General features: G+C 43.9%; 22 protein-coding genes. 4 read left to right on the top strand and 18 right to left on the bottom strand.

What is annotated here, in order from left to right:
• Positions 1-32 precede the first annotated feature (32 nt).
• Entirely contained in the window at positions 33-2,288 is a 2,256-nt protein-coding gene (locus ACFPIK_RS13985; RefSeq protein WP_377916329.1) for a helix-turn-helix domain-containing protein, read from the bottom strand.
• A gap of 114 nt (positions 2,289-2,402) precedes the next feature.
• On the opposite strand from ACFPIK_RS13985, the gene ACFPIK_RS13980 reads away from it, so the two are divergent.
• Positions 2,403-3,020 (top strand): FMN-binding negative transcriptional regulator, encoded by a 618-nt coding sequence (locus ACFPIK_RS13980; RefSeq protein ID WP_377916327.1) that lies wholly within the window; start codon positions 2,403-2,405, stop codon positions 3,018-3,020.
• A 105-nt stretch (positions 3,021-3,125) separates the two neighbouring features.
• On the opposite strand, the gene ACFPIK_RS13975 is transcribed toward ACFPIK_RS13980, so the two are convergent.
• The gene (locus ACFPIK_RS13975; protein ID WP_377916325.1) at positions 3,126-4,514 is read right to left on the bottom strand and encodes a S8 family peptidase; all 1,389 of its coding nucleotides are present in this window, start codon (positions 4,512-4,514) and stop codon (positions 3,126-3,128) included.
• A 480-nt stretch (positions 4,515-4,994) separates the two neighbouring features.
• On the opposite strand from ACFPIK_RS13975, the gene ACFPIK_RS13970 reads away from it, so the two are divergent.
• Both ACFPIK_RS13970 and ACFPIK_RS13965 read left to right on the top strand, forming a co-directional pair.
• Positions 4,995-5,789: an endonuclease/exonuclease/phosphatase family protein gene (locus ACFPIK_RS13970; RefSeq protein ID WP_377916323.1), complete on the top strand. Its 795-nt coding sequence runs from the start codon at positions 4,995-4,997 to the stop codon at positions 5,787-5,789.
• Positions 5,786-6,643, top strand: coding sequence for a 3-keto-disaccharide hydrolase (locus ACFPIK_RS13965; protein WP_377916321.1), 858 nt, complete (start codon positions 5,786-5,788; stop codon positions 6,641-6,643). Before ACFPIK_RS13970 ends, ACFPIK_RS13965 begins: the two co-directional genes overlap by 4 nt.
• A gap of 52 nt (positions 6,644-6,695) precedes the next feature.
• Here the strand turns inward: ACFPIK_RS13965 and ACFPIK_RS13960 are convergent, their stop codons facing one another.
• From ACFPIK_RS13960 to ACFPIK_RS13885, 16 genes are all read right to left on the bottom strand, one after another.
• A complete protein-coding gene (locus tag ACFPIK_RS13960; protein WP_377916319.1) occupies positions 6,696-8,102 on the bottom strand; it encodes a Gfo/Idh/MocA family protein in 1,407 nt (468 codons plus the stop codon).
• Positions 8,103-8,262: 160 nt separating this feature from the next.
• Complete coding sequence (locus ACFPIK_RS13955; RefSeq protein WP_377916401.1) at positions 8,263-8,460, bottom strand: YgaP family membrane protein; 198 nt, start codon at positions 8,458-8,460, stop codon at positions 8,263-8,265.
• A 122-nt stretch (positions 8,461-8,582) separates the two neighbouring features.
• The gene (locus tag ACFPIK_RS13950; RefSeq protein WP_377916317.1) at positions 8,583-9,623 is read right to left on the bottom strand and encodes a glycoside hydrolase family 113; all 1,041 of its coding nucleotides are present in this window, start codon (positions 9,621-9,623) and stop codon (positions 8,583-8,585) included.
• Positions 9,624-9,626: 3 nt separating this feature from the next.
• A complete protein-coding gene (locus tag ACFPIK_RS13945; protein WP_377916315.1) occupies positions 9,627-10,379 on the bottom strand; it encodes a DUF6503 family protein in 753 nt (250 codons plus the stop codon).
• Between the two features lie 162 nt (positions 10,380-10,541).
• Complete coding sequence (locus ACFPIK_RS13940; RefSeq protein ID WP_377916313.1) at positions 10,542-11,273, bottom strand: hypothetical protein; 732 nt, start codon at positions 11,271-11,273, stop codon at positions 10,542-10,544.
• Between the two features lie 166 nt (positions 11,274-11,439).
• On the bottom strand, positions 11,440-12,732 hold the full coding sequence (locus ACFPIK_RS13935) for a glycosyltransferase family 87 protein (RefSeq protein WP_377916311.1): 1,293 nt from the start codon (positions 12,730-12,732) through the stop codon (positions 11,440-11,442).
• A gap of 44 nt (positions 12,733-12,776) precedes the next feature.
• Positions 12,777-13,706 (bottom strand): hypothetical protein, encoded by a 930-nt coding sequence (locus ACFPIK_RS13930; protein WP_377916309.1) that lies wholly within the window; start codon positions 13,704-13,706, stop codon positions 12,777-12,779.
• Positions 13,707-13,784: 78 nt separating this feature from the next.
• Positions 13,785-14,477, bottom strand: a complete 693-nt coding sequence (locus tag ACFPIK_RS13925; RefSeq protein WP_377916307.1) for a glycosyltransferase family 2 protein — start codon at positions 14,475-14,477, stop codon at positions 13,785-13,787.
• Between the two features lie 8 nt (positions 14,478-14,485).
• Positions 14,486-15,955 carry a cellulose synthase family protein gene (locus ACFPIK_RS13920; protein ID WP_377916305.1) on the bottom strand — a complete coding sequence of 490 codons (1,470 nt, stop codon included), beginning with the start codon at positions 15,953-15,955 and terminating at the stop codon, positions 14,486-14,488.
• Entirely contained in the window at positions 15,956-17,500 is a 1,545-nt protein-coding gene (locus tag ACFPIK_RS13915; RefSeq protein WP_377916303.1) for a 4Fe-4S binding protein, read from the bottom strand.
• The gene (locus ACFPIK_RS13910; RefSeq protein ID WP_377916301.1) at positions 17,497-18,849 is read right to left on the bottom strand and encodes an NAD(P)/FAD-dependent oxidoreductase; all 1,353 of its coding nucleotides are present in this window, start codon (positions 18,847-18,849) and stop codon (positions 17,497-17,499) included. The genes ACFPIK_RS13915 and ACFPIK_RS13910 overlap by 4 nt, the downstream gene beginning before the upstream one ends.
• 39 nt (positions 18,850-18,888) lie before the next feature.
• Positions 18,889-19,650 (bottom strand): DUF547 domain-containing protein, encoded by a 762-nt coding sequence (locus ACFPIK_RS13905; protein WP_377916299.1) that lies wholly within the window; start codon positions 19,648-19,650, stop codon positions 18,889-18,891.
• A gap of 82 nt (positions 19,651-19,732) precedes the next feature.
• Positions 19,733-20,230 (bottom strand): rhodanese-like domain-containing protein, encoded by a 498-nt coding sequence (locus ACFPIK_RS13900; RefSeq protein ID WP_377916297.1) that lies wholly within the window; start codon positions 20,228-20,230, stop codon positions 19,733-19,735.
• A 49-nt stretch (positions 20,231-20,279) separates the two neighbouring features.
• Positions 20,280-20,993: a Crp/Fnr family transcriptional regulator gene (locus ACFPIK_RS13895; RefSeq protein ID WP_377916295.1), complete on the bottom strand. Its 714-nt coding sequence runs from the start codon at positions 20,991-20,993 to the stop codon at positions 20,280-20,282.
• A 77-nt stretch (positions 20,994-21,070) separates the two neighbouring features.
• Entirely contained in the window at positions 21,071-21,538 is a 468-nt protein-coding gene (locus ACFPIK_RS13890) for a type I restriction enzyme HsdR N-terminal domain-containing protein (protein WP_377916293.1), read from the bottom strand.
• A gap of 41 nt (positions 21,539-21,579) precedes the next feature.
• Positions 21,580-22,269: a ComEA family DNA-binding protein gene (locus tag ACFPIK_RS13885; RefSeq protein ID WP_377916291.1), complete on the bottom strand. Its 690-nt coding sequence runs from the start codon at positions 22,267-22,269 to the stop codon at positions 21,580-21,582.
• A 188-nt stretch (positions 22,270-22,457) separates the two neighbouring features.
• On the opposite strand from ACFPIK_RS13885, the gene hemA reads away from it, so the two are divergent.
• The gene (gene hemA, locus ACFPIK_RS13880; protein WP_377916289.1) at positions 22,458-23,726 is read left to right on the top strand and encodes a glutamyl-tRNA reductase; all 1,269 of its coding nucleotides are present in this window, start codon (positions 22,458-22,460) and stop codon (positions 23,724-23,726) included.

Below are 23,726 nucleotides of genomic sequence, written 5' to 3'. Positions count from 1 at the left end.
CCAAAGGTTGACTCACTTTCTATAAATTCTCCTCACTCCTCTCCCCCGCTATACAAGACCAATCGTAGGGTACTATAGTCATATTTGCCTCCGAAATGCTCAAAATAAGCCTTCAAAGAATCCAGCTTTTCATCCACATGACGGATCTCCCGAATGCTCTCCTCAGACACCAAATCCTCTAAAGGAATGGTTCCCGACTTTACTCCATGCGCGAGATGGGCCAAAATAGTGGAAACCGCATAGCCACGTTCCTCTGCGATCTGCTCAGGGGTTTTTCCTTCTTGAAACAGTCGAATACTCCAAGCCTTGGTGTCTTCTTTTTTCTCTTTAGGCTCTTTGGATTCTTTGGACTTTTTGCGGCCTGTTTTGTTTTTGGAAGAAGCCCTTTCTGGCAGCTCTTTTCGGATCATGTCAACCAGATTGATTCGCAACTGCTTCACTATAAGATCGATGGCCTCCATTTTTTCGGCCACCTCTCCCTTTAGGATAGCCTGAATGAGGTTGCCGCTTTTGGCGATGGCGGTATATTTTCGAAGCAGCTCGATTTCAAGTTCTTCTATACCATTTTGATAAGTTTTGATCCGGGAAAATTCCTCGATGCGAAGCTGATGTCTCAATAGAATTTCGAGGACCTTCACCAGCAAATCAAGATAATAGGTTGTTCCTTTTTCGACTCGTTCCAGCAGCTTTTCCTCCTGCTTGGTCTGAATCAGCAGCTGGAGTTGCTGACGAAACTTGCGGGTATTTTCTTTTTCATTTTCCAGAACCTCAAAAATCGCAGGCAGATCCTTACGCAGATCCTCTTCCTCAAACTCAAAGGAAGTCTCCTGATCCTTATCAAACTGACTGAGCGAAGTCATCAGCGAATCAAACTCAAAGGTCGATTCTACAAGTTGACTGAGGTAGGTGAGCTGATTGTAACGAAGCAACTCAGAAAGATCTTGGGTCGAGGATTTGTCTTGGGTGAATTCAACCACCTTGGCATCCGAATAGATCACGTCCGTCTGCACCCGTGTACGCAGCACCAATCCTTCGAGACTTCTCAGTCGGCTGAGTGCCACATACACTTGTCCGGGAGCAAAAGCCTGCCCCACATCCACAATGGCCCGGTCAAAGGTGAGTCCTTGGCTTTTGTGCACCGTAACGGCCCAGGCGAGTTTGATCGGAAACTGGGAAAAGGTACCGATCACCTCCTCCTCTAGCTCCTTGGTATCGGGATTGATCCGGTATTTTTTATTTTCCCAAAGCTCCTTTTTCAGGGTGTATTCCTCTCGGGAATCGTCCATTTCGACTACCACTTGCTCGGCAGTGAGTTCGGAAACCGTAGCCAATTTTCCATTGAAATAGGAGGAAAGTCCAGAAGTATCATTTTTGATAAACATGACCCGAGCACCGACTTTGAGTTCGATGGATTCCGGTAAGGGGTACAGATTCTCGGGAAACTCCCGCTCGATATCGGCATCGTAGAAAAATGATGGCACATCCAAGCTTCTGAGCTCGCGCAGGTTGATCTCATCCGCCTTATAATTATGTGTCGTAAGCGTGATACAGGGAGGTAGATCCTTGATTTCATCCAAAGTTTTATAGTGCTGATTGAGGATTCGGACGTCCTCAGGGGTGGATTTGTTGTCGCGGAGGTTATTGAGAATTCGGATAAACGTCTCATCCTGCTGCCGGAAAATCTTATCCAGTTCGAGGTAGACCAATCCAGTGTTTTGAAGTGCTTTGGCCTCAAAAAAATGCATGGATTTATAAAATCTGCCCAGGACAGACCATTCCTCATCCTTTACTACCGGAGGCAGCTGGTACAAGTCTCCGATAAACAAGACCTGCACTCCCCCAAAAGGCACTTGGTAATTTCGCTTTACGCTGCGCATCCGGTAGTCGATGGCGTCCAGGATATCTGCTCGCAGCATGCTGACTTCATCAATCACCAGAAGATCGATGGATTTGAGGACATTTCGACGAAACTGATTCAGCGGATGTCTGCGGGCAAGTGTCTGTTGGGTAAAAAAACCGTTGCGATCGGTGTAATGCCCCTCTGCATCACGTACGGGCAAAAAGGAACCAAAAGGCAACAGAAACTGCGAATGAATCGTGACCCCTTTGGCATTGAGCGCGGCAATGCCAGTGGGTGCCAAGATCACAAATCGCTTGTGCGTGCGATGGGCGAGAGCTCGGAGAAAAGTCGTCTTTCCTGTCCCTGCCTTCCCTGTCAAAAAAATCGGAGCGCCGGTGTTATTCACAAAACGTGCCGCCAACTCCAGTCGGTCAGTGGATGTATTCATGTAACTAAATTACTTTTTTCGGGAGTGTGTTGTATGTGGAAACAGAAAATTGAAGCAGATTTTTTGTCGGGATTGGAAGTTTGGGCAAATTCAGCTCGAAAACCACACACACCTATGTATATCCACCGCCTCAATCAGTGGGAAAATGAACCCGAAGTCATTGATTTTATCCAAAAGAACGCTTTCGCTACGTTAGTTTCTCAGGTAGACGGGAAGCCTTGGGCAACTCACTTGCCTTTTGTTTTGGATAAAAATCATAGCGGTGAAGCGGTCCTTCACGGGCATTTGGCCAAAGCCAATCGGCAATGGAAATCGATCCGGGAAAACGAGGAAGTCTTGGTGACCTTTCAAGGGCCTCATGCCTACATTTCCTCCTCGTGGTACAATCATGAAAATGTACCCACTTGGAATTACCTAGCGGTGCATGTGTATGGAAAAATCCGGATCATCGAAGGAGAAGAACTGATGCATCACCTCAAGTCTCTGGTAGATATCTATGAGGAAGGTAGGCCAAATCGAGTACATGTAGAAACGATGAGTGAGACATATGTAGAAGGGCAAATCAGAGCCTTGGTAGGAATAGAAATCACCATCAAAGAAGTACAAGCCAGCGCCAAGCTTTCCCAAAACCGGGATGATTACAACTACCAAAACATCATCCATAAACTGGAAGAAAGCGAATTTCCGATGGATAAAGAGTTGGCAGATGAGATGAGGAAAAGAAGATCTTAAGTTGAGTTTCGGAAAAAAACGTGGCAGTTTTTTAAAAACCTGCCACGTTGATAAAAAAAAGAGCCCCGTTTGGGGCTCTTATCGTGTTAAGTTTTTTGATCAAGCTTAGAAGCTGGATACGTTTAGTCTGCCACCGGTTACCACTTTTCCAGCAAGGGAAGGGGTAGGAGTTGTAGCTCCCAGAATAGCAGCTTTGATTTGAGCAGCTGTTGCAGATGGGTTAAGAGATTTATAAAGTGCCACAGCACCAGTCACGTGAGGAGTAGCCATGGAGGTACCATTGTAGCTAGCGTAGCCTGAACCAACGGTAGCATTTTTGCCCTTACCCACTGCTACTGGAACAGTCGACCAAATCGCAGAACCTGGCGCACCTAGGTCAACACTAGTTGCTCCATATTGGGAGAAAGAAGACAATCCACCTGTACTGGTGATGGATGCTACTGCGATGATATTTGAATTAGAATAAGAAGAAGGATAAGAAGGCGTTGCATCATTATTAGTTCCTGAGTTTCCAGCAGCTGCAACAAACAAAATACCTGCTTGATTAGCTCTTTCAATGGCATCCATCAATGCTTGAGAGAAACCTCCACCACCCCAAGAATTATTAGTGGCTACCAAATTCAAATTATGACGAGCCTTAAGATCAGTGAAATAATCTATTGCTTTAATCGCATTTGCTGTTGTACCTCCTGTACTTCCAAGGAATTTTGCTCCTAGCATTTTCACATTCCATACCACACCTGCAACACCAATTCCGTTATTACCTACACCACCGATGGTACCAGCTACGTGAGTTCCATGGTCATCACCTACCCCATCAAATAGGGAACTGTTATTTCCAGCGAAGTCCCAACCATATACATCGTCGATAAGACCATTACCATCATCATCTACATTGTTTCCAGCAACTTCGCCAGGATTCACTCCTGCATTATCAGCTAAGTCCACATGATTAAACATGTAGCCTTCATCGATGATACCTATGTAAACATTTGAAGATCCTGTCTTTCCGGCTGCCCAAGCCGTTGCTGCTCTAGAACCATTGGTGTTATTATTTGCAGACATACCCCAAAGCTGACCTCCTGTAAAATAAGGATCATTGGAAGCATAGTGATGATAGATCCAGTTGGGTTCGGCATACTCGATCTCAGGCATGTTGCGCAAGCGCTCGATAGCCTCCATTGTTCCTAGGTTACTTTGAACCAAAAGTAGGTCGCCTGACTCTCCGCCTTTACGGGCGTTGGCAAGTTCCATCGCTCCAGTTTTAATCTCCTCTACGACATTAGCTTGGATCATATCCAAAATGTCCTGGGAAAGTCTGGATCCTGCTGTAGTAGTCTTGTACTTGATCAACAATTGACCGGGTACAAACTCCTGCTGGGCTACTCGCTCCACGGCATCAGAGACTGTCATCTCATTTTCGATGACATCAGTACAGGAGGCTGCTACGCCTAACATGGCGGAAAAAGACAGCACAGAATAAAGTTTTCTCATAAGGTATATAAGGTTGGTAAATTTTAGGTAAGGTAGAATTTACCCACATTATTACCAAAATCTGGTTTTAAATAACCAAATATTTTTTTTGAACATTTTTTAATGCTTTTAATGAATTTAAAATCACTTTTTATTTAAAATTTACCTATTTAATTAATTAATAAATTAACCTGTTGTCACCTATTTTACATCTAAGCTTACCTGTTTTCCAATTGTTATTCGAAGGGAAGCCCTCATATATTTTTGTTTTTTAAGAGGTCGGCACATTAAAAATTTGAATTCAAACTCGAACTACTTTATAGTATCTTTCCTCTCCTTTTAACTAGTAGTGCAGAAAATAGCCCATCCACCAATAGAAGGAAAATCTTTATTTTGGATTCGCCAAATTGCGTTATTCCATAACTTAGCCTACTTATCTACCCCATACTTCCGTTAGAAAAAATTGCCTATCTCAAACCTGACATTTTTATACATTTGATTATGAAGCACCTTTTCCTTGTTCTCTTCGCAATCCTAGTTTCAATGGGAAGCGGCAATGCCCAAGAGATCAAAATCCTTACTTACAATATCTTCCATGGGGAAAACCCGAACAAACCTAGAACCCCAAATTTTCAGCAAATCAGTGACTTATTTGTCCTTTTGCAGCCTGAGGTCATCGCACTTCAGGAAGTAGATTCTTTGACTGGTAGACACTTGGCGCTCTATCCGGATTCGGTAGATATGATCAAAAAGCTTGTTCAGGAAACAGGCTATAGGGGATACTTTGGAAAAGCCATGGATTACGATGGTGGAGGTTACGGAGAAGGGCTTCTGGTGAAAAAAGGATCCAAATACCACACGTTGAAACTTCCAAACCCAGCTGGAGGAGAACCTCGGGTCATGGCTTGGGTCAGGGCAGAATTAAAAACCTTGGAAGAGTTTTATTTTGGAGGAACACATCTCTGTCATGAATTCCCCGAAAATCGCAAAGCCCAATTGGATTCCATCCTATCTTATGCCGAAACACTCGACAAACCGGTCATTTGGGCGGGAGACCTAAACTTTGAAGCTGATTCGGAAGAATACCGAAGTATTCCTTCTTATTGGAAAGAAGCGGGCTCAGAAGCCGGCAACCTCCAAAACACCTATGGCAAACCCGAGGCAGGTGCCCGAATCGACTACATCTGGTATGATTCCAGAAAATTCGAATTAGTAGAATACAAGGTCATCGACGTACCTTATTCGGATCACTATCCGGTTTGGGCAGTCTTAAGACTCAAAAAACAAACCCAATGAACCCAGCACACTTCAAAAAACTCCTTTGGATTATTCCTTTGATCTTAGTGCTCTTTTGCACTGCATTTCTATTTCCAAAAAAAGCCTCTCCCAAATGGATCGAGCTTTTCAACGGCAAAGACCTAGCTGATTGGACCCCAAAAATCCGAACCCATGACTTGGGAGTCAATTATGCCAATACTTTTCGGGTAGAAGACGGATTGATGAAAGTTCGCTATGAAGGCTATGAGCAATTTGACCGTCAGTATGGGCATATTTTCTATAAAAAGCCCTTTTCTTATTACCTACTTACGGTAGAATACCGCTTTGTCGGTGACCAATGCCCTGGAGGCGAAGGGTGGGCCTTGAGAAACAGTGGAGCAATGCTTCATGGGCAAGATCCCAAAACTATGCTAAAAGATCAGGATTTCCCGATCTCCATCGAAGCACAATTCCTAGGAGGAAATGGAAAGGATAAGCGAAGTACCTGCAACCTATGTACACCTGGGACCAACGTGGTCATGGATGACAAATTGTTTACTCCTCACTGCATCAACTCCAAGTCTGAAACTTACCATGGAGACCAATGGGTCAAGGCCAATTTTATCGTTTTGGGTGACCGAGAAATCCACCATCTGGTAGGAACGGACACGGTCATCAGCTACTATAAACCTCAAATCGGTGGTGGCAACGTATCACCTGTAAATCCTAAAGTGAAAATCGATGGCAAACTGATCGAAGGTGGTTACATCAGTCTTCAAAGCGAAAGCCACCCGATTGATTTTAGAAGAGTGGCCCTGATGGATCTGACATCCATAAAGGATGATCAGAAAAAACTAACTGAAACGGTCAAAAATGCACTGAAAACAAAATAAAAAAGGGAGGTCAAATGACCTCCCTAATATTTTCTAACCAGTCCAAGAGCTATCAAACTCTGACTTTCGTAGTACCTCCACCCTTTAGGGTAATTTCCACAGGCTTATTGGTTTTCCAATGACCTCCTGTGAAATCCGGGATGTCGATGGAATTGGATCGATTGGCTACTGACCACTCGCTAAGCGGAGTAATACAGCTCCAAAGTGCCGCATCATAGACGTCCTGATCAAGCGGTAGTCCATTTCTTAGACAATCAATGAGCCTCCAATCCATCATAAAGTCCATACCACCGTGTCCGCCGATTTGCTTGGCGAGCTCACCTACTTTTTGGACGATTTCTGGAGTATATTTTTCTTTCAACGCCATCATCTCGTCTTCTTTCATCCAGCTGTGACCTTTGGAAACTTTTTGGTCAGGGTATTTTTGGGCATAACCCTCAGTGCCACTCACCACATGCAATCGTGAATACGGACGCGGAGAAGTCACATCGTGCTGTATCATGATGGATTTTCCTTTTTTGGTTTTCACCACCGTGGTATTCATGTTACCCCTGTAGTTTTTAGCCGCGTAGGAGTTCCAAAAAGCATCCTTTTCAGCCAGTTCCTGAGCTTTTTTCTTCATTTGGAAATCATTGGAAGACATCGAGGTCAGATAGTCCATCTGATCCCCTCGGTTGATGTCCAAAATCTGACAGATTGGTCCTAGTCCATGGGTAGGGTAAAGATTGCCATTTCGGAAGTTTTCTTCCAGTCTCCACATGCCTTGGTAGCCTTTATCCTTGTCAAAATTCAACCAAAGCAAATTATGAATATAGGCTCCTTCCACATGAACGACCTCTCCAAAAAATCCCTCACGGGCCATTTTCAAAGTCATCAGCTCAAAGAAGTCATAGCAGCAATTCTCCAACTGCATGCAGTGCTTTTTGGTGCGTTCGGAAGTCTCGACTAGCTGCCAGCATTCATCTAGGGTACGGGCGGCGGGAACTTCCACGGCAGCATGCTTTCCAGCTTCCATGGCAAAAACAGCCATCGGCACGTGCCATTCCCAAGGTGTAGCGATGTAGATCAAATCCAAATCCGGACGCTCGCACATTTTCTTCCAGGCGTAAGCACTTCCCGAATAGAGTTCGGGGTTGTGAATGGTTCCCTCCAGTGACTTTTTAGCTTTTTCTGCCCGTTCGGGCAAAAGGTCGCAGAGGGCTTTGATTTCCACCCCTTCGATTTTGCTCAATCGGTCAACTGCACCTGGACCACGCTGCCCCAGTCCTACGACTCCGACTCGAACAGTTTCAATTTTAGGCGCGGCAAAGCCGGACATGTTGAAGGTTTGGATTCTTGAATTTCCGTAGCTGGCTTCAAAGGGAAGGACTTTCATAGAATCGGCCATGGCACTTCCTGCGCCAAAGAGGCCTAATCCAGCCAGTCCGGTGGATTTCAAAAATTCTCTTCTTTTATTCATAAGTAAGGGGTGCTTTTTTGGGTTTTCAAAAGCTAGATAGTGAAAAAATCAAAAAAGTCCGTACCGTAGATCAGAAAGCAACAAAAAAACCGGAAGCTATTGCCCCCGGTCTTTCCCTCAATTTGAAAGCACTATCAATTATCTATAACCCAAACCACCTTTAGGCGGACTTAGTCTTGCATGTTGTTATCCCAAAAACAGCATAAAGCGGACAGAAGCTGATGACACTCGTCAGAGTAAACACGGCCGCTATCCCCAATGCCACAGTACCAAGCACCCCCTCCACGAGGCCAAGAAAGTAAAGCACAATCAATAGAGCAGCAATTAACAATCTCACTGTTTTGTCGATACTTCCCATATTTGCTTTCATGACGTCGTGTGATTAGGTAAAAAGAAGGACTGTTTGGCTTTAAAACTGAAGTAAAGCTAAGTCCTCATACCCTATTCAACCATGACAAAAGTCACAAAGAGGGGTGATTTTCAGTCTGCTAAAAAATACCTGGATAAGATTTTTTCAGCTTGCTTTCCTTGTGGTGTAAAATCCGGTTCGCGATCATGTCGCTGCGGATACCACTTCCAAAAAAACACTCCTGCCAACCAGTCCTTTTTCCAGGCAGTTTGAAAAAATGCCTCATAACAAAGTGCCTGAACTTCCTCCGAAAATTCAGTCTCACGGCGCTCATTTGGCCAGACCCAAGGCTGCACGGCTGCATCCACTGTATTGCAATAGCCAATTTCGGTAAATAGTACAGGTTTCTTATATTTTCGAATTACCTTCTCTATCTGAGGCAAGTGATTATTCCACGATTGGGTGAGTTCTTGAAGCGAAGGGTTATGATTTTTCGCCAAAGGAAAATAGGCCTGAATTCCAATGTAATCCAGCGCATCCCAGAATTTGACTTGCTCAAACTCTGTGAAGTTGGCAGCATAGGTCAATTTACCGGAATAGACTTTTCGGACCTCAGCAATGATCGCTCTCCATTCTTTTTCCTTGGTAGAAGTCTTTTCCAGCTCCGTTCCCACACACAGCATGGGCATTTTTAGCTCCTCCGCCAGTTGGGCATAATCCAGTATGAAGGCTTGATAATTGGCAAACCAGCTTTTCCAATCTTCCTCTGAATTCATCTCGATCTCTCCTACCCAGCCTTCTCTCACCCAGAGGTGCGGCTTCATCATATTCATCATCCCAAACCGGGAAGTGGAATCCAAAGTGGCTTTAATTCCCAACGGAGTCTCTCCCCACCAGCGACGCTCATTGCTCATATCCCAGCGGATCTCCGGGGAGTGCTTGGCTGATTGCCAACCGAAAGGGGTTTGGGAAAGAGCATTGGCACCGGTAGAAGAAAGCTCCTCCACTTCTCCTCCTGCTAATGGCTGCCTGCTGCCCACCCAGCAAACGCCTTTCCACTTTTCTTCTGCTTTGATTAAATTCTCTTCAGGAAAAACCCACCAAACCAGCGCCAATAAAAAAATAAAGCCCACTGAGCTAAAAAGATAAGTTGCGTGCGTGGGCTTGGCCATAAGTTAGTTTTTGGGAAGTGCTTCGACTCGGATATTTTCCAGATTGATCTCGGAGAGTTTTTCCAAGTTTCCTGCTTCGAAGAGTTCCTGCATCTTGTCTAGTGGCGTGTCTTTGTCAGCAGGTTTGTAGTTGAGATAGTTTTGGAATCGGATTCCTCCCACTTCTTGCACTCCACTGACTTCACGTAGCCTCACTCCACCTCCATCGGTAAAGTACAAATACGCCATGTAATCCATCAGGTGATCATCCTTGCCAAACCAATACAAAAACTCATCCTCGTAATGATCTCCTCCGCCTTCCGCTTTGAATGTTACCCGGATGAGGTTGTATTTCTCTCCTTTGATCTCAGTCTCTCCCACTAGGGTTTTCACAGCAGCTGGATCATTGAGGCCATAAGGCAAAAAGGCAAAATAGGCTACCGAATTAACTGAACGCGAAAAAGCACCGATGCGCTCTTCCGTCAAGGTATCGATTTTGACCCCATTGACTGTCCTCGTAAATCCTGAATTATTTAAAACATCTCGCACTGTTCCAGTAGAATCGGAGAATTCACGAATGTATTCGTAAGCGTGGGGAGTCTTGAAAATCGTGTAATGAATATTTCTAAAGTCAAAATCGATCTTGACTTGTTCGTAGATCTCTCCACCATGTGCCTTGATAGCGGCATCGACAATTTTTTCGGCTTCTGTTCGCTGCTTGCAGGAAATAACTGAAGCAACAACAACCAACAAGAAAAGGAATTGGGTGATTTTCATAGTCTTAAAGATAATGGGAAATACGATGGAAATATTGTTGAAATACATGGAGATAAACCTCGCTCCGCTCGGAGAAATACGCTTCGCGAAATATTTCCATTTATTTCAACCTCTGAAAGAGGTTTTATTTCTATGTATTTCTAATGTATTTCAATCTTCTTTCTACAGTTTTTCAACCTGATATTCCGAGTACTTGTACTCTGCTCTTAGAAATAAGCGATCTCCTTTTTCATTTACTCGCCAGCTTTCTCTGGTTCCGTGTAGTTTGAGTCCGTTTACCTCTTCTCCGGAAAGGTCATAAATCAAGCTACGGTGATCTTTGAGTTGGACTTCATTTCCGACCATCAAGAAAGTCACTGGATCAAAAAAGTACCACCATGTATCCGAATTCGGACCATAATCTACTCGGATCGTTTCTACCTCTGAGCCATTTTCCAAGGTCTTTTTTCCTTCATAAATCAACTTCCCTCCTTTGTCCATCAATTTCCAAGGTTGTGCCACGGTGTAAAATGCCGCGTCAAAATCCTTCTTTTTGGCCGCTAAAAAACCTTCATTCTGCACCTCATTACCGCCCATCTGATAGCGGATTTTAGCTCCATCCCAACTGATGACATGCTCAATACTGTCCTTTTCCCACGAGATTTTTCCTTCGAAATAGGGCTGAAACCGAAACTCGTGCCATTGATCGAGTTCGGACTCTACGTTGCCGTTTTCGTCCAAAATCCGGGTCCATTTCCGGAATTTAAGTTGGGACAGATTCTGCCAATCTTCCTGACCTCCATGAGCTTCAATGGATTTTTCCAACAGGTCTTGGGCTTGCTGCTCAGGGCTTTTGGTACACGAAAACTGAATAAGAAGACTGAGTAGGATAAGAAGTCGAAGGAATGGTTTCATGCAGCGAAATTAGAGATTCTGGTCAATTGTAAATTCAATTAGAGATGGCCTTAGATGACATGTTTTTTTTACCAGACCGAAAATTGATTTGTCTATTCTAAAAAAGGGAGTGTTGTTTTACCACATAGTCACATAGAAAACATAGTATATAGAATTAATGAAAAAGCTATGTGACTTCTATGTATGTGGTTTTGTTCCTTTTAGAAAAGTAATCCAAATAGATTCCCAGAACTACCAGACCATACTCCAAAATCAGAAAAATAGACTGCTCTTGGAAATCAGCATTTCCATAGGCTTGATAGGAGAAGATTGCTCCAAAGCTCCAGAGCAAAATCGTCATTTTTCCTTGCATTACACTCAATCCCAAGGCCGGCAGGATATACCAAGGATGCACCACGGGCTGAAGTAGGAGGTAAACCAAGTAAATCAGTACTATCAAATCGACCAGTTCGAAGAGGGATTTTGATTGCCTCTTCCAGGAAAAATACCCGATCAGGATAACCGTGGACAAACTGAGGATTTTCGTCAAAAAAGCGATCGTATTGTATCCCTCAATCCAATACCCCACCTCACGAAGCAAGTAATAGATCGAGGCGTTAAACTCAAATTTGCCCTGATATAATTTGAGGCTTTGAGCGAAATTGACCCAAGAATCGTCAATCAAAAGCGGGATAAAGCTAATGACGATGGCGAGTGTCATTCCTGCCCAGAACCAGGCCGATTTTCTCGATTTTTCAAAAGCTAAAAATACCGGGCCGAGCATTAAGGGAAGAAGTTTAATCCCAACCGCCAAGCCCCAAAAACTACCGGAAAGCCCCAACTTTCCTTTTTGAATAGCCCAAATCGACGCTATCAGAAAAAGCAGCACCAAACCCTCAAAATGTAAATTCCCGGTGATTTCCATAATCACCAAAGGATTGAACCAATACCAGAAAATTCGTTGGGTGGGAAGTTGAAATGCCATCAGCAACTTCCAAAGCAGGACAAAAACCCCAATTTCACCCAAAAGCAAAATCAACCGGAGCGTGTAATACCCATTCCAAACGAAGCCCATTGAAGCTTTGGCTCCCAACCAGAAAATCACCTGATTGAGCGGTGGATAGACGGAATAGTAATCGGGAGAATTTAGATTCTCATACAGAAGATTTCTGTAGGCATTATCAGGATCAAGATTTTTCTCCTGCCATTCCTTTGGCGTTAGATAATAGGGATTTTGGCCGATTTTCAGCAATTCTCCATCCCAGAGAAATCGAACAAAGTCATCTGACCACTGAGGAGCAAATGGAAAAACAGCCAATCGAAGTAGCAGTCCGGCAAATAACACGTTGCGAAAGCTGTTCTTTTCCCCTGCTAAAAAAAACAGCCCCAACATCCCCGCAAAAGCCAATGAAAACAGCAAAAAAGTCAAGCCAAACGCTTCTCTTGGCACCTGCGCAAGGAAAAACAAGATTCCCGACATTGCGAGAATCAGAGCATACTTGAAGGGTGTTTTAATCCTGCTGATCAAAGCCCCAAATCCTTTCTCAAGGGTTCGTACACTTTCTCATTCTGCTTCCAATACTCAAGCAGTTGCATGTTGGTACGGGTGGCAGTGGTGACTTCTTGCTTTCCATCAGACTTGGTCCAGGTTTCAGTGAAACCTAAGATCTCGAAAGGAAAAAACTGATTGTATCGAATGGTAAGTTTTCGGCCGATTTCAGAATAAACGACTTCAATCTCGGACTGATTGGAACCCAAGTCCTTCTTGGAAATGGTGGCTTGCTCAGCTTTCAGAGGAATGTGGGCAAAGCGCTGAAAGATCAAACTGGGAATCATACTGACATTTCCCATGGGCACCAGATTCGGATTGAGTCGGATCAGATTGAAAAGCTCCTCTTCGGCTTTTGCATCGATTTTCGATTCCACATCGCCTTCGGATTCGAAATAGGAAAACAGCTTGGCGTTGTATTTTCCGGATTTGAAATTGAGTTGGGTGAAGGACTGCCCGCACCATTCAGTTACCGAGGATGTCAATTTTGGAGAAGGAACTTCCTCATAGACAGGCGTGAAAACGGAAAGCATGGTGTGATAGGGATAGACGCCAGTCAGAAACTCCCGAGTCATGTTCAATTTCATCACCTTTTGGGCATCCGAAGGTCGATCCTGAGGATTATCGAGCTTGACTTGTTTGGATTTGGAAAAGTCCTCCGTCACAAAGATCATTACCGCTTTTCCTGGCCGAATCTCTCCATAGCGACTTTGCTGCAGGTCAAAGACATTGATCTCGGCCTTTCCCTGATACCAATACTTGGCGAATTGCTCTTCTTCTACCCCTTCTCGGCCAGAGGAACTGCAAGAAAAAAGGAAAGCCAAAATTAGAAAAAGGGGAATAAATGATTTGAAATTTCGGATTTCAGAATTCGGGTTTCGGTGATTTTGGTGATAGGTGTTCATTTTCTGAATTAGAAATGATTTCAAATTACACGATAGTGCTTCCAAACTGCCAACTGCGAATGATCACTACCTACTTATTTACCAATACTTGAAGATCGTAAAAATAATCTTATACCCCGCTCCAATCACTCCCTTCACGGTCCCACTCACTTTGGAGACTCCAATTCGTTTGCGATAGTTGACCGGAACTTCAGTGTAGCGAAGGCCGGCTTTGTGGGCTTTGATCTGCATCTCGATGGTCCAGCCGAAGTTTTGATCGATCATATTCAGGTACAAGAGTTTTTTCCAAACTATGGCCCGAAAAGGCCCCAAATCAGAGAACTTTGCCCCTTGCATGTACTTCATCATCGTCGTCGCCAGCCAGTTGCCAAAGACCTGAGGAAGCGTCATCGATCCACTTTCCCGCTGCCCCAAGGCTCTTGACCCGATCACCATATCGGCTTTCCCATCCAAAATCGGCTGCACCAAATCCTTCATCTCCTCGGGATAGTCACTATAGTCCCCATCCAAAAAGACCACGATATCTGGTTGGATTTCCTGATTTTTGATCCAATCCATCGCGGTCAAGCAGGCTTTTCCGTAGCCTTTTTGAGGTTCAAAGACGACTTTGGCCCCTGCTGTTTCTGCTACTAGTTGGGTTTGATCGGTGGAGTTGTTGTTGGCCACGACGATGTAACGGACAAACTTTGGAATCTCGGCAATGACTTTGGGGATGGATTTTTCCTCGTTGTACGCAGGAATGATGACGTCAATAATCGGCGGGTAATTCATGGAAAATATTAGCGACCTAGGCCGTAGGATTTAAAGGAGGAGACAAAGACCAAGCTATAGCCAAAGGCGAGCATGGCATGAAAGGGAAGGAAAAGGAAATTTCCCTCACGAAATGCCAATCCCACCATCACCCAAAATACCAAGGCCAAAAGCCCTTCAAACCAAGTGGTAATCGGCATGCGATGCAGGATATATCGATTGGAGCTCAAAGAAACTTTCCCGGACTCAAGATTGAATTTTGGGGTGCGGATAAAGGGGGATTTTTTTCCGGTCAATCCTTCCCATACGGCTTGGGCGTTGTGTAAGGCCAAACCCATGGACACTGAAAGGAACAGCGGCAGCTGCCAAATCACTCCCAAAAAAGAAGAGAGAAATGACCTATTGGCAATAAAATACGAGGCCAGATACACTCCGGCAATCAGGACAAATCCAATCAGGAAAATCCCCGAAAGCCTTACCATCCACTCTGGAATAAGCCCCTGCACTCCTGCCCACCAAACCCCAATGCTACTCAAACTGGTCAGTAGCACCACGATGAAAATCGTGGAATTGAACAAATGAGCGAAGGAATGAAACTTGATCCGAAAGGGTAATTTTTCCTGACTCACCTTGCCGGCATGCTTTACAGCACATTCGGCCCCACCTTTTGTCCAGCGGAATTGTTGGGACTTCACGGCAGACATGATCGGTGGGAGTTCGGCAGGCGATTCGATTTCGGGTCTATAGACAAACTGCCAGCCTTTTCGCTGGGCTCGATAGCTCAAGTCCAAATCTTCCGTCAAGGTATCATCGTGCCAGTTGCCCGCATCGAGGATGCAGCTTTTTCGCCAGATTCCTCCTGTGCCATTGAAATTGATAAAAGCACCCTGTCGGTTTCGCCCCATCTGCTCAATGAAGAAATGCGCATCCAAGGCAAAGGCCTGCAATCGTGTTAGGAGGGAATAGTCTCGGTTCAAATGTGTCCACCTGGTTTGTACCATCCCGACTTTTTCAGAAGAGAAAAAAGGATTCGTTTTGATCAAAAAGTCTGGATCGGGCACAAAGTCTGCATCGAAAATGGCGATAAATTCTCCTGAAGCTTGCTTCAATCCTTCCCGCAAGGCTCCTGCCTTGAAGCCTGTTCGGTCAGTTCGATGCAGGTAGCGGAAGTTGATATCTGGATATTCCTTGAGTTTAGCTTGGATCAAGTCCACCGTCTGATCGGTACTGTCGTCGAGAATCTGGATTTCAAGTAATTCCTTAGGGTAATTCAGCTTTGCGACAGCATCAATCAGGCGCTCGACGACATAGAGCTCATTGAATACGGGAAGCTGGACGGTGACTTTTGGCCAGCTGGAAGGTGTGACTTGAGGTGTAGAAGCCCATTCTTTCCGGGCTTTCAGAAAATGAAACAACAAATGTCCTTGCGCCAAACTGTACATCAGGATAAACAGCATTCCCGAGAAATACAGTCCGCAAAGGAAATAGAGGATAATCATTTAGGCATTGAGCTTGATGGAATCGTTGCCAATAATAATAGGCAAATCGATAATTCGGTTCTCTTCCGGCCCGTTTTCCAACTTCAACACCCCACGAGGACACACAGCCGAACATACGCCACATCCAACACAAGAGGAGCGAACGATGGTTTGTCCCATTTGGGCATACGCGCGAACATCAATCCCCATTTCGCAATAGGTCGAGCAATTGCCGCAGGAAATGCATTGACCACCGTTGGTTGTGATTCGGAAACGCGATTTGAATCGCTGCACGATGCCAAGATAAGCTGCCAAAGGACAACCAAATCGGCACCAAACCCGATTCCCCATAAAGGGATAAAATCCCGTCCCCACTACTCCTGCGAAGGTAGAACCGATTGCAAAACCATAAAACGAATGCAGCTGATTGGTCACATTACCCAAAAAGCTAAAGCCTGAAAAGTAGTTGGCGATCGTCACCACAGTCATCACTACTGCCAAAACCAACACGCTGTGAATGATCCACCGTTCGTATTTCCAAGCTTTAAGCGATTTGTCAGAAAGCTGCCGAAAAGGGTCTCCCACTGTCTCCGCCAAGCCTCCACAACCGCAGACCCAAGAGCAATACCATCTTTTTCCAAAGAAATAGGTAAATACCGGCACGCCTACGATAATCAGCAAAATGCCCCAAATCAGCATAAACATGCCCATGCCTCCACCTGAGAGGAATGTGGAAATCTGGTAATCGTAGAAGAAATCGTAGTCGAGTGGCCAGATATTTTTGAAATCGTAATAAGGTTGATTGAGCAAAACCAAAATCTCGGGAATCAGAAAGGCAAAAGCCGTCTGGAAAAACATGACCGAAGCGGTGCGGAGTTGCTGGTATTGATTACCCCTGTATTTCCGGAACATTCGCACTCCCATCACCAAAATCGCCAGGGTGTACACCAATCCATACAAAAACCACTGGCTGGCAGGACCGCCGGAAAGCATTCTGGAAACCGGCTCTACCATCCAAACCAAGTTGACCAAATAAGCCGGAAACCAGTAGAGCAAGATGTAAAACAGAATCAGGTAGCCTCCGGTGATCATCCCCAACCAACCTTTGTTTTTCAGTTTGGAGTGGAAAATCCCATTGTTTTTAATTCCTGAAGGTTCATCGGAATACTGCCTGAAATTGTACAAATAACCTCCCAATACAGCCAATCCGATCGACAAACCCAACCAAAGCCATGGGTTTTCTCGGACCGGACTACTCGCGGCAGCCTTGGACAATGCAAATCCATAATCATCCCAAATGACCTGATCCCAGTGTTGCTGAGCTTTCAGGTTGTCATTGTAGGTATTGAAGTTTTCTCCAAAAGCGGAAAGAAAGGAAAAATTGGAACCATATTCCTGACCATACATCGGAGCGAGGATTTCGGCCATTTTCTCCCGATGGATATCCTTGGTATTAACCAAAACCAGCTCCTCGGTAAGCGTGTAGTTTCCCAAAAAAGGAACCGCCGTAAACACAGTCAATCCGATCAGAAACAACCCCAATCCTATTTTTTCGATCGTCTTCATACGCTTGCTCCGAATAGTTTTTGGATGAATGATTTTTTGGTAGGCTGGAAGTTGCCTCCGAATTGCGCCTTGAAGGCTTTTTGAATCTCCAAGTAATAAGGAGCAAAAAACTCCGGATCGAAATTGGCTTTGTCGAGTTTGGAGATCACTTTTTCTCCAGACCACTTTTCCCGGATGACCTGATCGAAGAACTCATGCCTTAATCGGAAACCAAAATTATTCACTCCAAGAATTTGGTGATCCAAATTCATGAGCATGCGAAAGCAGACTTTTCCTGAGGAATGCTCCCAGTAAAAACTTTTGACCTCCGAATCATTCCAAATCGGAGGAACCGTGCCGTAGGTTTGGTATTCGATATCCAGGAATTTGGCCGAGTTGAACCAGATTCCGGGTTGGTAGGGAACAGGCTTTTTGCAAAGGTTGTGAGCCAAGGTTTCACCATGCATTCGTCCGGTATACCAGACTTGCTCGATGTTCCTTCGGTCTGCAGCCGGAGGATTTTCAAATTCCGCACAGTCCCCGATGGCATAGACATCCGGGATATTGGTTTGAAAGAAAGTATCCACCTTCACTCCTCGAGTCACATTCAATTCGGTATTTCTCAGAAAATCCACATTCGGACTTACTCCAGCTGTCAATCCCACAAACTCACAGGAAATTTCTTCTCCTTTGGAAGTGATAACAGCCCGAGCCCTTCCCTTTGAATCTGAAAGAATTTCCTTCAGTTCGGTCTCCAAACGTAAGTCAATGTGATGCTCGAGAATGTGTCTGCCTACCAGTTCGGATTCTTCTTTGGGAAGAACATTGTCCCAAAATCCTTTTTCTCGCACCAAAAAAGTCACGGGGATTTTTTTGTAAGCCAGCATTTCGGCCATCTCAATCCCAATCAAGCCGCCGCCTACAATGACTGCCCGATTCACTCCCTGATGCGTATTTTTTTCCATCAGCTCCAAGTCTTGCTTGGAATACAAGCCCTGCACACCCTCTAAGTCTTGACCCGGCCAACCAAATTTATTGGGTTTGCTACCCGTGGCGATGACCAAAACATCATAGGTCATCTTTTCACCTGAATCAAAAACCAAGGTCCTTTCACCAAATTCAACCTTCTGAACCCAAGCCTTCTTTAGCTCAATTCGATTTTTCTCCCAAAACCAAGACTCATAGGGTTGAGTATGTTCAAATTTCATGTGGCCCATGAAGACGTACATGAGGGCTGTGCGGGAAAAAAAGTAGTCAGACTCACCAGAAATGACCGTAATGTGGGTATCCGAATCCATTTTCCGAACGTGTCGGGCCAGGGTAATTCCGGAGATTCCGTTGCCGATAATAACAAGATGACGAGCGAGCATAAGGGTGAGTTGAAGGCAAAAGTTACCTAAAAATTCGGGTTACTCGTTGAGGTTCCAGTTGTAATCCAAGTGCGATATTTTGGCGTTGGGTTTAATCTTGACCTTAGAGTACAGATTGAGAAAACTGATCAGGCTTCCTTTTTTGGTGAAATCTCCCTGAAACCAAGAGAAAATGGAGGAAATCTGTGCCTGATCCGGAGTGATTTTATTCCGGGTGGGATCGTTGATAAATGCTACGGCTACCTTTTGCAATTGAGATTCGAGCTTTTCAGGAACAAAGGCTTCATTCAACAAAGGAGGGCAAGAAACCGAAGCGCAATTGATGGCAAAGTGGATTCTAGGCTCATCAAATTCCTTTCTCAGGATAGCATGCTCAATCTCGTCCAAACTGGATTCCACTCCTCCGATTTTAAAGAATTTATAGTGCCAAACATCCTTGATAAGTGGGATTTTCAATTTGGGGCCCAAATCCCGAATGCTTTTAGTGGGGTAATTATCCACAATCAGCTTTACCGTGAAGGCATTGTAGGCATTAATCCAATAGGCGAGCTGCTGGTTTTTTGACCAGGTTTTGCGATCAGGGGCATTTTCTGAGATTAGTTTTAGGTACTGTTCCAGCTTTGCCTTGTCCTTGATAAAACCTTTGTAGTCCACCATCCCGTTGGGTTTGACATGGGTTTTCACCAGTTGATCCCAAATTTGATGGCTGGGTGGGGTTGTTCCTGCCATTCCCAATGATGGACTTTGGCAAGAAAAAACAAGAAATGAATAGACGAGTGATACAATTTTAGGAAAGGACATATGGTGAGATTTTACTCGATATACGAAGGGAATAGAAAGGTAAGTTTTTTCAAAAAAGATTTGTGTCTTCCACCCGACACAATCAATCGTATACTTTTTCACCCTTATTCAGCCAAACACCCCAAGATTTGGAGTAGGTATGGACTTTTAGAGTGAGTTTTTCATTTTGAACTAAAGGCTGATTCTCATTGACCCAGTGAATGATGCCTCCATAAAGATTAAAAACTCGGGTAAATCCTGCACTTTGAAGCTTTTTACCGATCTCCTGTGACCTAGCGCCAACCGTACAATAAACCAAAATAGGCTGATTTTTATCCAAGTCAGCGACATTTTTCAGATCAAAAGTTTCGTAACCAACCCACTTAGCTTTTGGAAGGTGGCTAACCTCATACTCTGCCTTTTCACGCGCATCCAGAACTTGATAATTGCTGAGATTAGAAATCTGCTTGGGTTGGATCACCGGAAACCGGTCATCATAAAGACCTTCCAAGAGTGTTTTATAGGCTACCGATTGCCCAAAAGAGGAAAAAACAGATAGGAAAGTGATTAAAAAAAGAATTCGGGTTTTTTGAAGATTCATAGATGAATGAAGTTTCTCAAAAAACCCGAAAAACACACAAGTGGTTCTGTCAAGCGTAGAAATCAGAAAGACGAGCGAGACCTCTTTTATCTTTCACAATGATTTTCTTTCCATCCAGATCGATCAGATCGTCTTTTTTAAATTCAGAGAGTAGTCGGATGACCGATTCTGTGGCTGTACCAACGATGCCAGCAATCTCCTCTCTGCTGAGTACAAGGTCAATTTTCTGATTTCCTCCACCTTCTACACCGTAAGAATTGGCAAGTTGAAGTAGGACAAATGCCAAGCGCTCACGGATGCTTTTTTGGGTAGCATCGGTCAGCTTTTCTTCCATCACTCCGATTTCATGACTTAGCTGCTTGGTCACTCGTTTGAAGAATTCTGTATTTTTCAAAAGTGTATTGAGAAAGGGCTCACGAGGCACAAAACAAATTTTAGCATCCTCAATAATCATGGCCGAATTGGTGTAATTCTCTTCACCTAACAAGGCTGCATAACCAAGGAAATCACCTTTTTGGGCGAGGTGAATGATTTGCTCTTTGCCATTCGAGGCCGTTTTGTAAATTTTCACCACACCGGAATTGATACAAAAAATCCCCAATGGCTTGGTACCTTCATAATAGAGGATTTGACCCTTGCGGTGGGATATCAAATTTTTATGATCGGAGATCGAACAAAGTTGAGTTTCCGGAAGGTCAGAGAACAGCGACTGTTTTCTGCTTGCGCAAAGCTCGCATGGGGTATTGTGGGAATGCGTATTCATACTTCTAATTGCTGGGTAAAAATTCTACCTAAAATTTAGAAAAATACTGACATAAGTCATACTTTTTACTAAAAAATTCAGGGAGATGGTGGAAAATTCGGGGTTTGAATGAATTTTTTCTGACTTTTTTCAAATTCCAGCGAAATGTGCTTTATGCCATTTGATAAGATCACAAAGGAGGTCAACAAGGTTGAACGGTAAGCCAAGGCTTGCTGTAGTACATTTTGATTGAGTTCTATTTCCGGAGCTTTACATTCGATGAGCAAGTAGGGATGCCCAGTTCTGTCAAAAACCACTAAGTCAGTTCGTTTCTGAAGCTGATTGTATTTGAGACCTTTTTCTAGGGATATCAATCCTTTGGGATATCCCTGATGCTCGATTAAAAAATTGATCCAATGCTGCCTCACCCATTCTTCGGGAGTCAAAGCCAAAAACTTTTTTCTCAGACTGTCAAAAATGAAATATTTATCATTTTCTCGCTGAAGTTGCGGCTCAAAAGAAGGTAGATTAAGGACTGGAAGCGAAAGCAATGAGGGGAGGGTCAATTATCGATTCAAAGTTGCACATTTTGTCCGAGAAGAGGAGGTCAGTTTGAGTCAAATTGAAGGTATGGGGCTATTTTCTTCACCCATTCTTCCCTAAAAATTTTGATTTTCAACAGATCTTGAGGACTATTAAAATTCCCATGTTGCTTCTTGAAGGCTATAAGAACTTTAGCTTCCTGAAAGCTGATGTAAGGATGTTTGGAAAGTTCCTCGAGCTCCACGGTATTGATTTTGATTTTTTTGGAAATACCCGGATCAAAATCAAAATACTCCCAAATCCCCTCAATAACTTCAGGTTTTAGGCCAAATACCTCTTTTAATTGGTCTTTGGAATGAAAACCACCCAGCCTTTCTCGATACTTGATAATCCGAGAAGCGGTAGCTGAACCAATTCCAGGAACAATCTGCAAGGTAACAGAATCAGCTTCAGAGAATGGAAGCCTGTTGATTCTACTTTTCACCAATTCGGAGGAAGAATTCCTTACTGTATCCTGTGGATTGAAGGTCGGCAAAGGAGAGGATACCAAGGTAAATCCTGCCTTTTCCATGCTATCTAAAGAGTCAATGTAGCGTTCATAAAGACGATTGGCTTTTTGATTTTTGAAATACCTGAGCAAGTCAGCACTAAATGAAAGTAGAATAAGAATAGGAATGACCCACAGAAAGCCTCTCGCCTCTTTTCGAGAAAATCCAAGAGTAGTTTTAAGCCAGAAAAAGACCTTGTCTTTCATAAAAATCCACCTAGAAAAGTTCAATAACGGATAAGTTAATGCAATTGGAATTTCATTGCAAATTGAAAGGACTTCGAGTTCTTGCTTAAATCAATTATTTAGATTCATTCCAAATTAACTCAGACTTACATGAAAGAAACCCTTACGGCAAGTTGATCTGTTAAATTTGTGACCGAGATTTTGCAAGAATGCAGACGAAATTCAGAGCAATCAGTTTATCACACAAAACAGCACCTGTTCAGATCAGAGAGTTAATATCTCTCGATGAGCAGTCTATTCAGCGTATCTTATTGAGGCTGAAAGAGTTTTTCAGCTTAAGTGATGCCTTGATTCTGTCTACTTGTAACAGGACAGAAGTGTATTACAGTCACGATCTTGACCTTAGCACTGAAATCATCAAGCTCATCGGACTCGAAAGAGGTTTGGCGGATGTGGTCAATTATCTGGAGTATTTCGAGATATTCAATGAAGATCGATTGGCTATTTCTCATTTGTTCCGGGTTTCTATGGGATTGGAAGCTCAAGTAGTAGGTGATATTCAAATCTCCAATCAGGTAAAAAGAGCCTATCAAACCGCTGCAGATTTAGAAATGGCAGGGCCATTCCTCCACCGTTTGATGCACACCATATTTTTCACCAATAAGCGGATTGTGCAAGAGACAGCTTTCCGGGATGGAGCAGCTTCCCTTTCTTATGCCACTATTGAATTGATCGAAAGTCTTACCTCAAATACATTTCAACCAAGAATTTTACTGATTGGCGTTGGAGAAATCGGAGAGGATGTGGCCAAAAACATGGTATACCTCCCGGAGGCTAAAGTCAAAATCACCAACAGAACCCAATCCAAAGCAGAAGAAATCGCAGGTCCTTTGGGATTTGAAGTTGTTCCTTTTGAAAATGTTCAATCAGCGATGGATGAGGCAGACGTAATTGTTTGCTCGATCATGAAAAATGAGCCTTTCATCACGAAGGATCTGGTTAAGAAATTTAACATCCCTAGCTACAAACTTTTTGTGGACCTTTCGGTGCCAAGAAGTATTGAAACTTCGATCGAGGATGTCCCAGGTGTAATTCTTTACAACGTGGACAACATCAGAAGTAAAGCTTCGGAAGCTTTGGAAAAACGATTGGAGGCTATCCCTCAAGTAGAATCAATCATTGAAGAAAGCATCGAAGAGTTTCACAACTGGAAAAAGGAAATGATGGTATCCCCTACCATCAATAAGCTAAAGCAGTCCCTTGAACAAATCAGACAAGAAGAACTTAGCCGATACCTCAAAAACGCAGATGAAAAAGAGTACGTCCTCATCGACAAGATCACCAAGAGCATGATGCAAAAGATCCTCAAGGTGCCAGTCGTCCAACTAAGAGCTGCCTGTCAAAGAGACCAGGCTGAGGAAATGATCGAAATCATCACAGACCTATTTGATCTCGAAAAAGTAAAATCTGAAAAATAA

Origin of the sequence: Algoriphagus aquatilis (genome assembly GCF_042657405.1) — a bacterium.
In the GTDB taxonomy this organism is placed as follows: domain Bacteria; phylum Bacteroidota; class Bacteroidia; order Cytophagales; family Cyclobacteriaceae; genus Algoriphagus; species Algoriphagus aquatilis.
Note: the sequence above shows the minus strand (reverse complement) of the source record. Positions and strands in the feature narration are given on the sequence as shown.

Coding starts and splice junctions, on each gene's coding strand:
- ACFPIK_RS13985 (WP_377916329.1), bottom strand. CDS start 2,288: ATGAATACATCCACTGACCGACTGGAGTTGGCGGCACGTTTTGTGAAT.
- ACFPIK_RS13980 (WP_377916327.1), top strand. CDS start 2,403: ATGTATATCCACCGCCTCAATCAGTGGGAAAATGAACCCGAAGTCATT.
- ACFPIK_RS13975 (WP_377916325.1), bottom strand. CDS start 4,514: ATGAGAAAACTTTATTCTGTGCTGTCTTTTTCCGCCATGTTAGGCGTA.
- ACFPIK_RS13970 (WP_377916323.1), top strand. CDS start 4,995: ATGAAGCACCTTTTCCTTGTTCTCTTCGCAATCCTAGTTTCAATGGGA.
- ACFPIK_RS13965 (WP_377916321.1), top strand. CDS start 5,786: ATGAACCCAGCACACTTCAAAAAACTCCTTTGGATTATTCCTTTGATC.
- ACFPIK_RS13960 (WP_377916319.1), bottom strand. CDS start 8,102: ATGAATAAAAGAAGAGAATTTTTGAAATCCACCGGACTGGCTGGATTA.
- ACFPIK_RS13955 (WP_377916401.1), bottom strand. CDS start 8,460: ATGGGAAGTATCGACAAAACAGTGAGATTGTTAATTGCTGCTCTATTG.
- ACFPIK_RS13950 (WP_377916317.1), bottom strand. CDS start 9,623: ATGGCCAAGCCCACGCACGCAACTTATCTTTTTAGCTCAGTGGGCTTT.
- ACFPIK_RS13945 (WP_377916315.1), bottom strand. CDS start 10,379: ATGAAAATCACCCAATTCCTTTTCTTGTTGGTTGTTGTTGCTTCAGTT.
- ACFPIK_RS13940 (WP_377916313.1), bottom strand. CDS start 11,273: ATGAAACCATTCCTTCGACTTCTTATCCTACTCAGTCTTCTTATTCAG.
- ACFPIK_RS13935 (WP_377916311.1), bottom strand. CDS start 12,732: ATGTCGGGAATCTTGTTTTTCCTTGCGCAGGTGCCAAGAGAAGCGTTT.
- ACFPIK_RS13930 (WP_377916309.1), bottom strand. CDS start 13,706: ATGAACACCTATCACCAAAATCACCGAAACCCGAATTCTGAAATCCGA.
- ACFPIK_RS13925 (WP_377916307.1), bottom strand. CDS start 14,477: ATGAATTACCCGCCGATTATTGACGTCATCATTCCTGCGTACAACGAG.
- ACFPIK_RS13920 (WP_377916305.1), bottom strand. CDS start 15,955: ATGATTATCCTCTATTTCCTTTGCGGACTGTATTTCTCGGGAATGCTG.
- ACFPIK_RS13915 (WP_377916303.1), bottom strand. CDS start 17,500: ATGAAGACGATCGAAAAAATAGGATTGGGGTTGTTTCTGATCGGATTG.
- ACFPIK_RS13910 (WP_377916301.1), bottom strand. CDS start 18,849: ATGCTCGCTCGTCATCTTGTTATTATCGGCAACGGAATCTCCGGAATT.
- ACFPIK_RS13905 (WP_377916299.1), bottom strand. CDS start 19,650: ATGTCCTTTCCTAAAATTGTATCACTCGTCTATTCATTTCTTGTTTTT.
- ACFPIK_RS13900 (WP_377916297.1), bottom strand. CDS start 20,230: ATGAATCTTCAAAAAACCCGAATTCTTTTTTTAATCACTTTCCTATCT.
- ACFPIK_RS13895 (WP_377916295.1), bottom strand. CDS start 20,993: ATGAATACGCATTCCCACAATACCCCATGCGAGCTTTGCGCAAGCAGA.
- ACFPIK_RS13885 (WP_377916291.1), bottom strand. CDS start 22,269: ATGAAAGACAAGGTCTTTTTCTGGCTTAAAACTACTCTTGGATTTTCT.
- hemA (WP_377916289.1), top strand. CDS start 22,458: ATGCAGACGAAATTCAGAGCAATCAGTTTATCACACAAAACAGCACCT.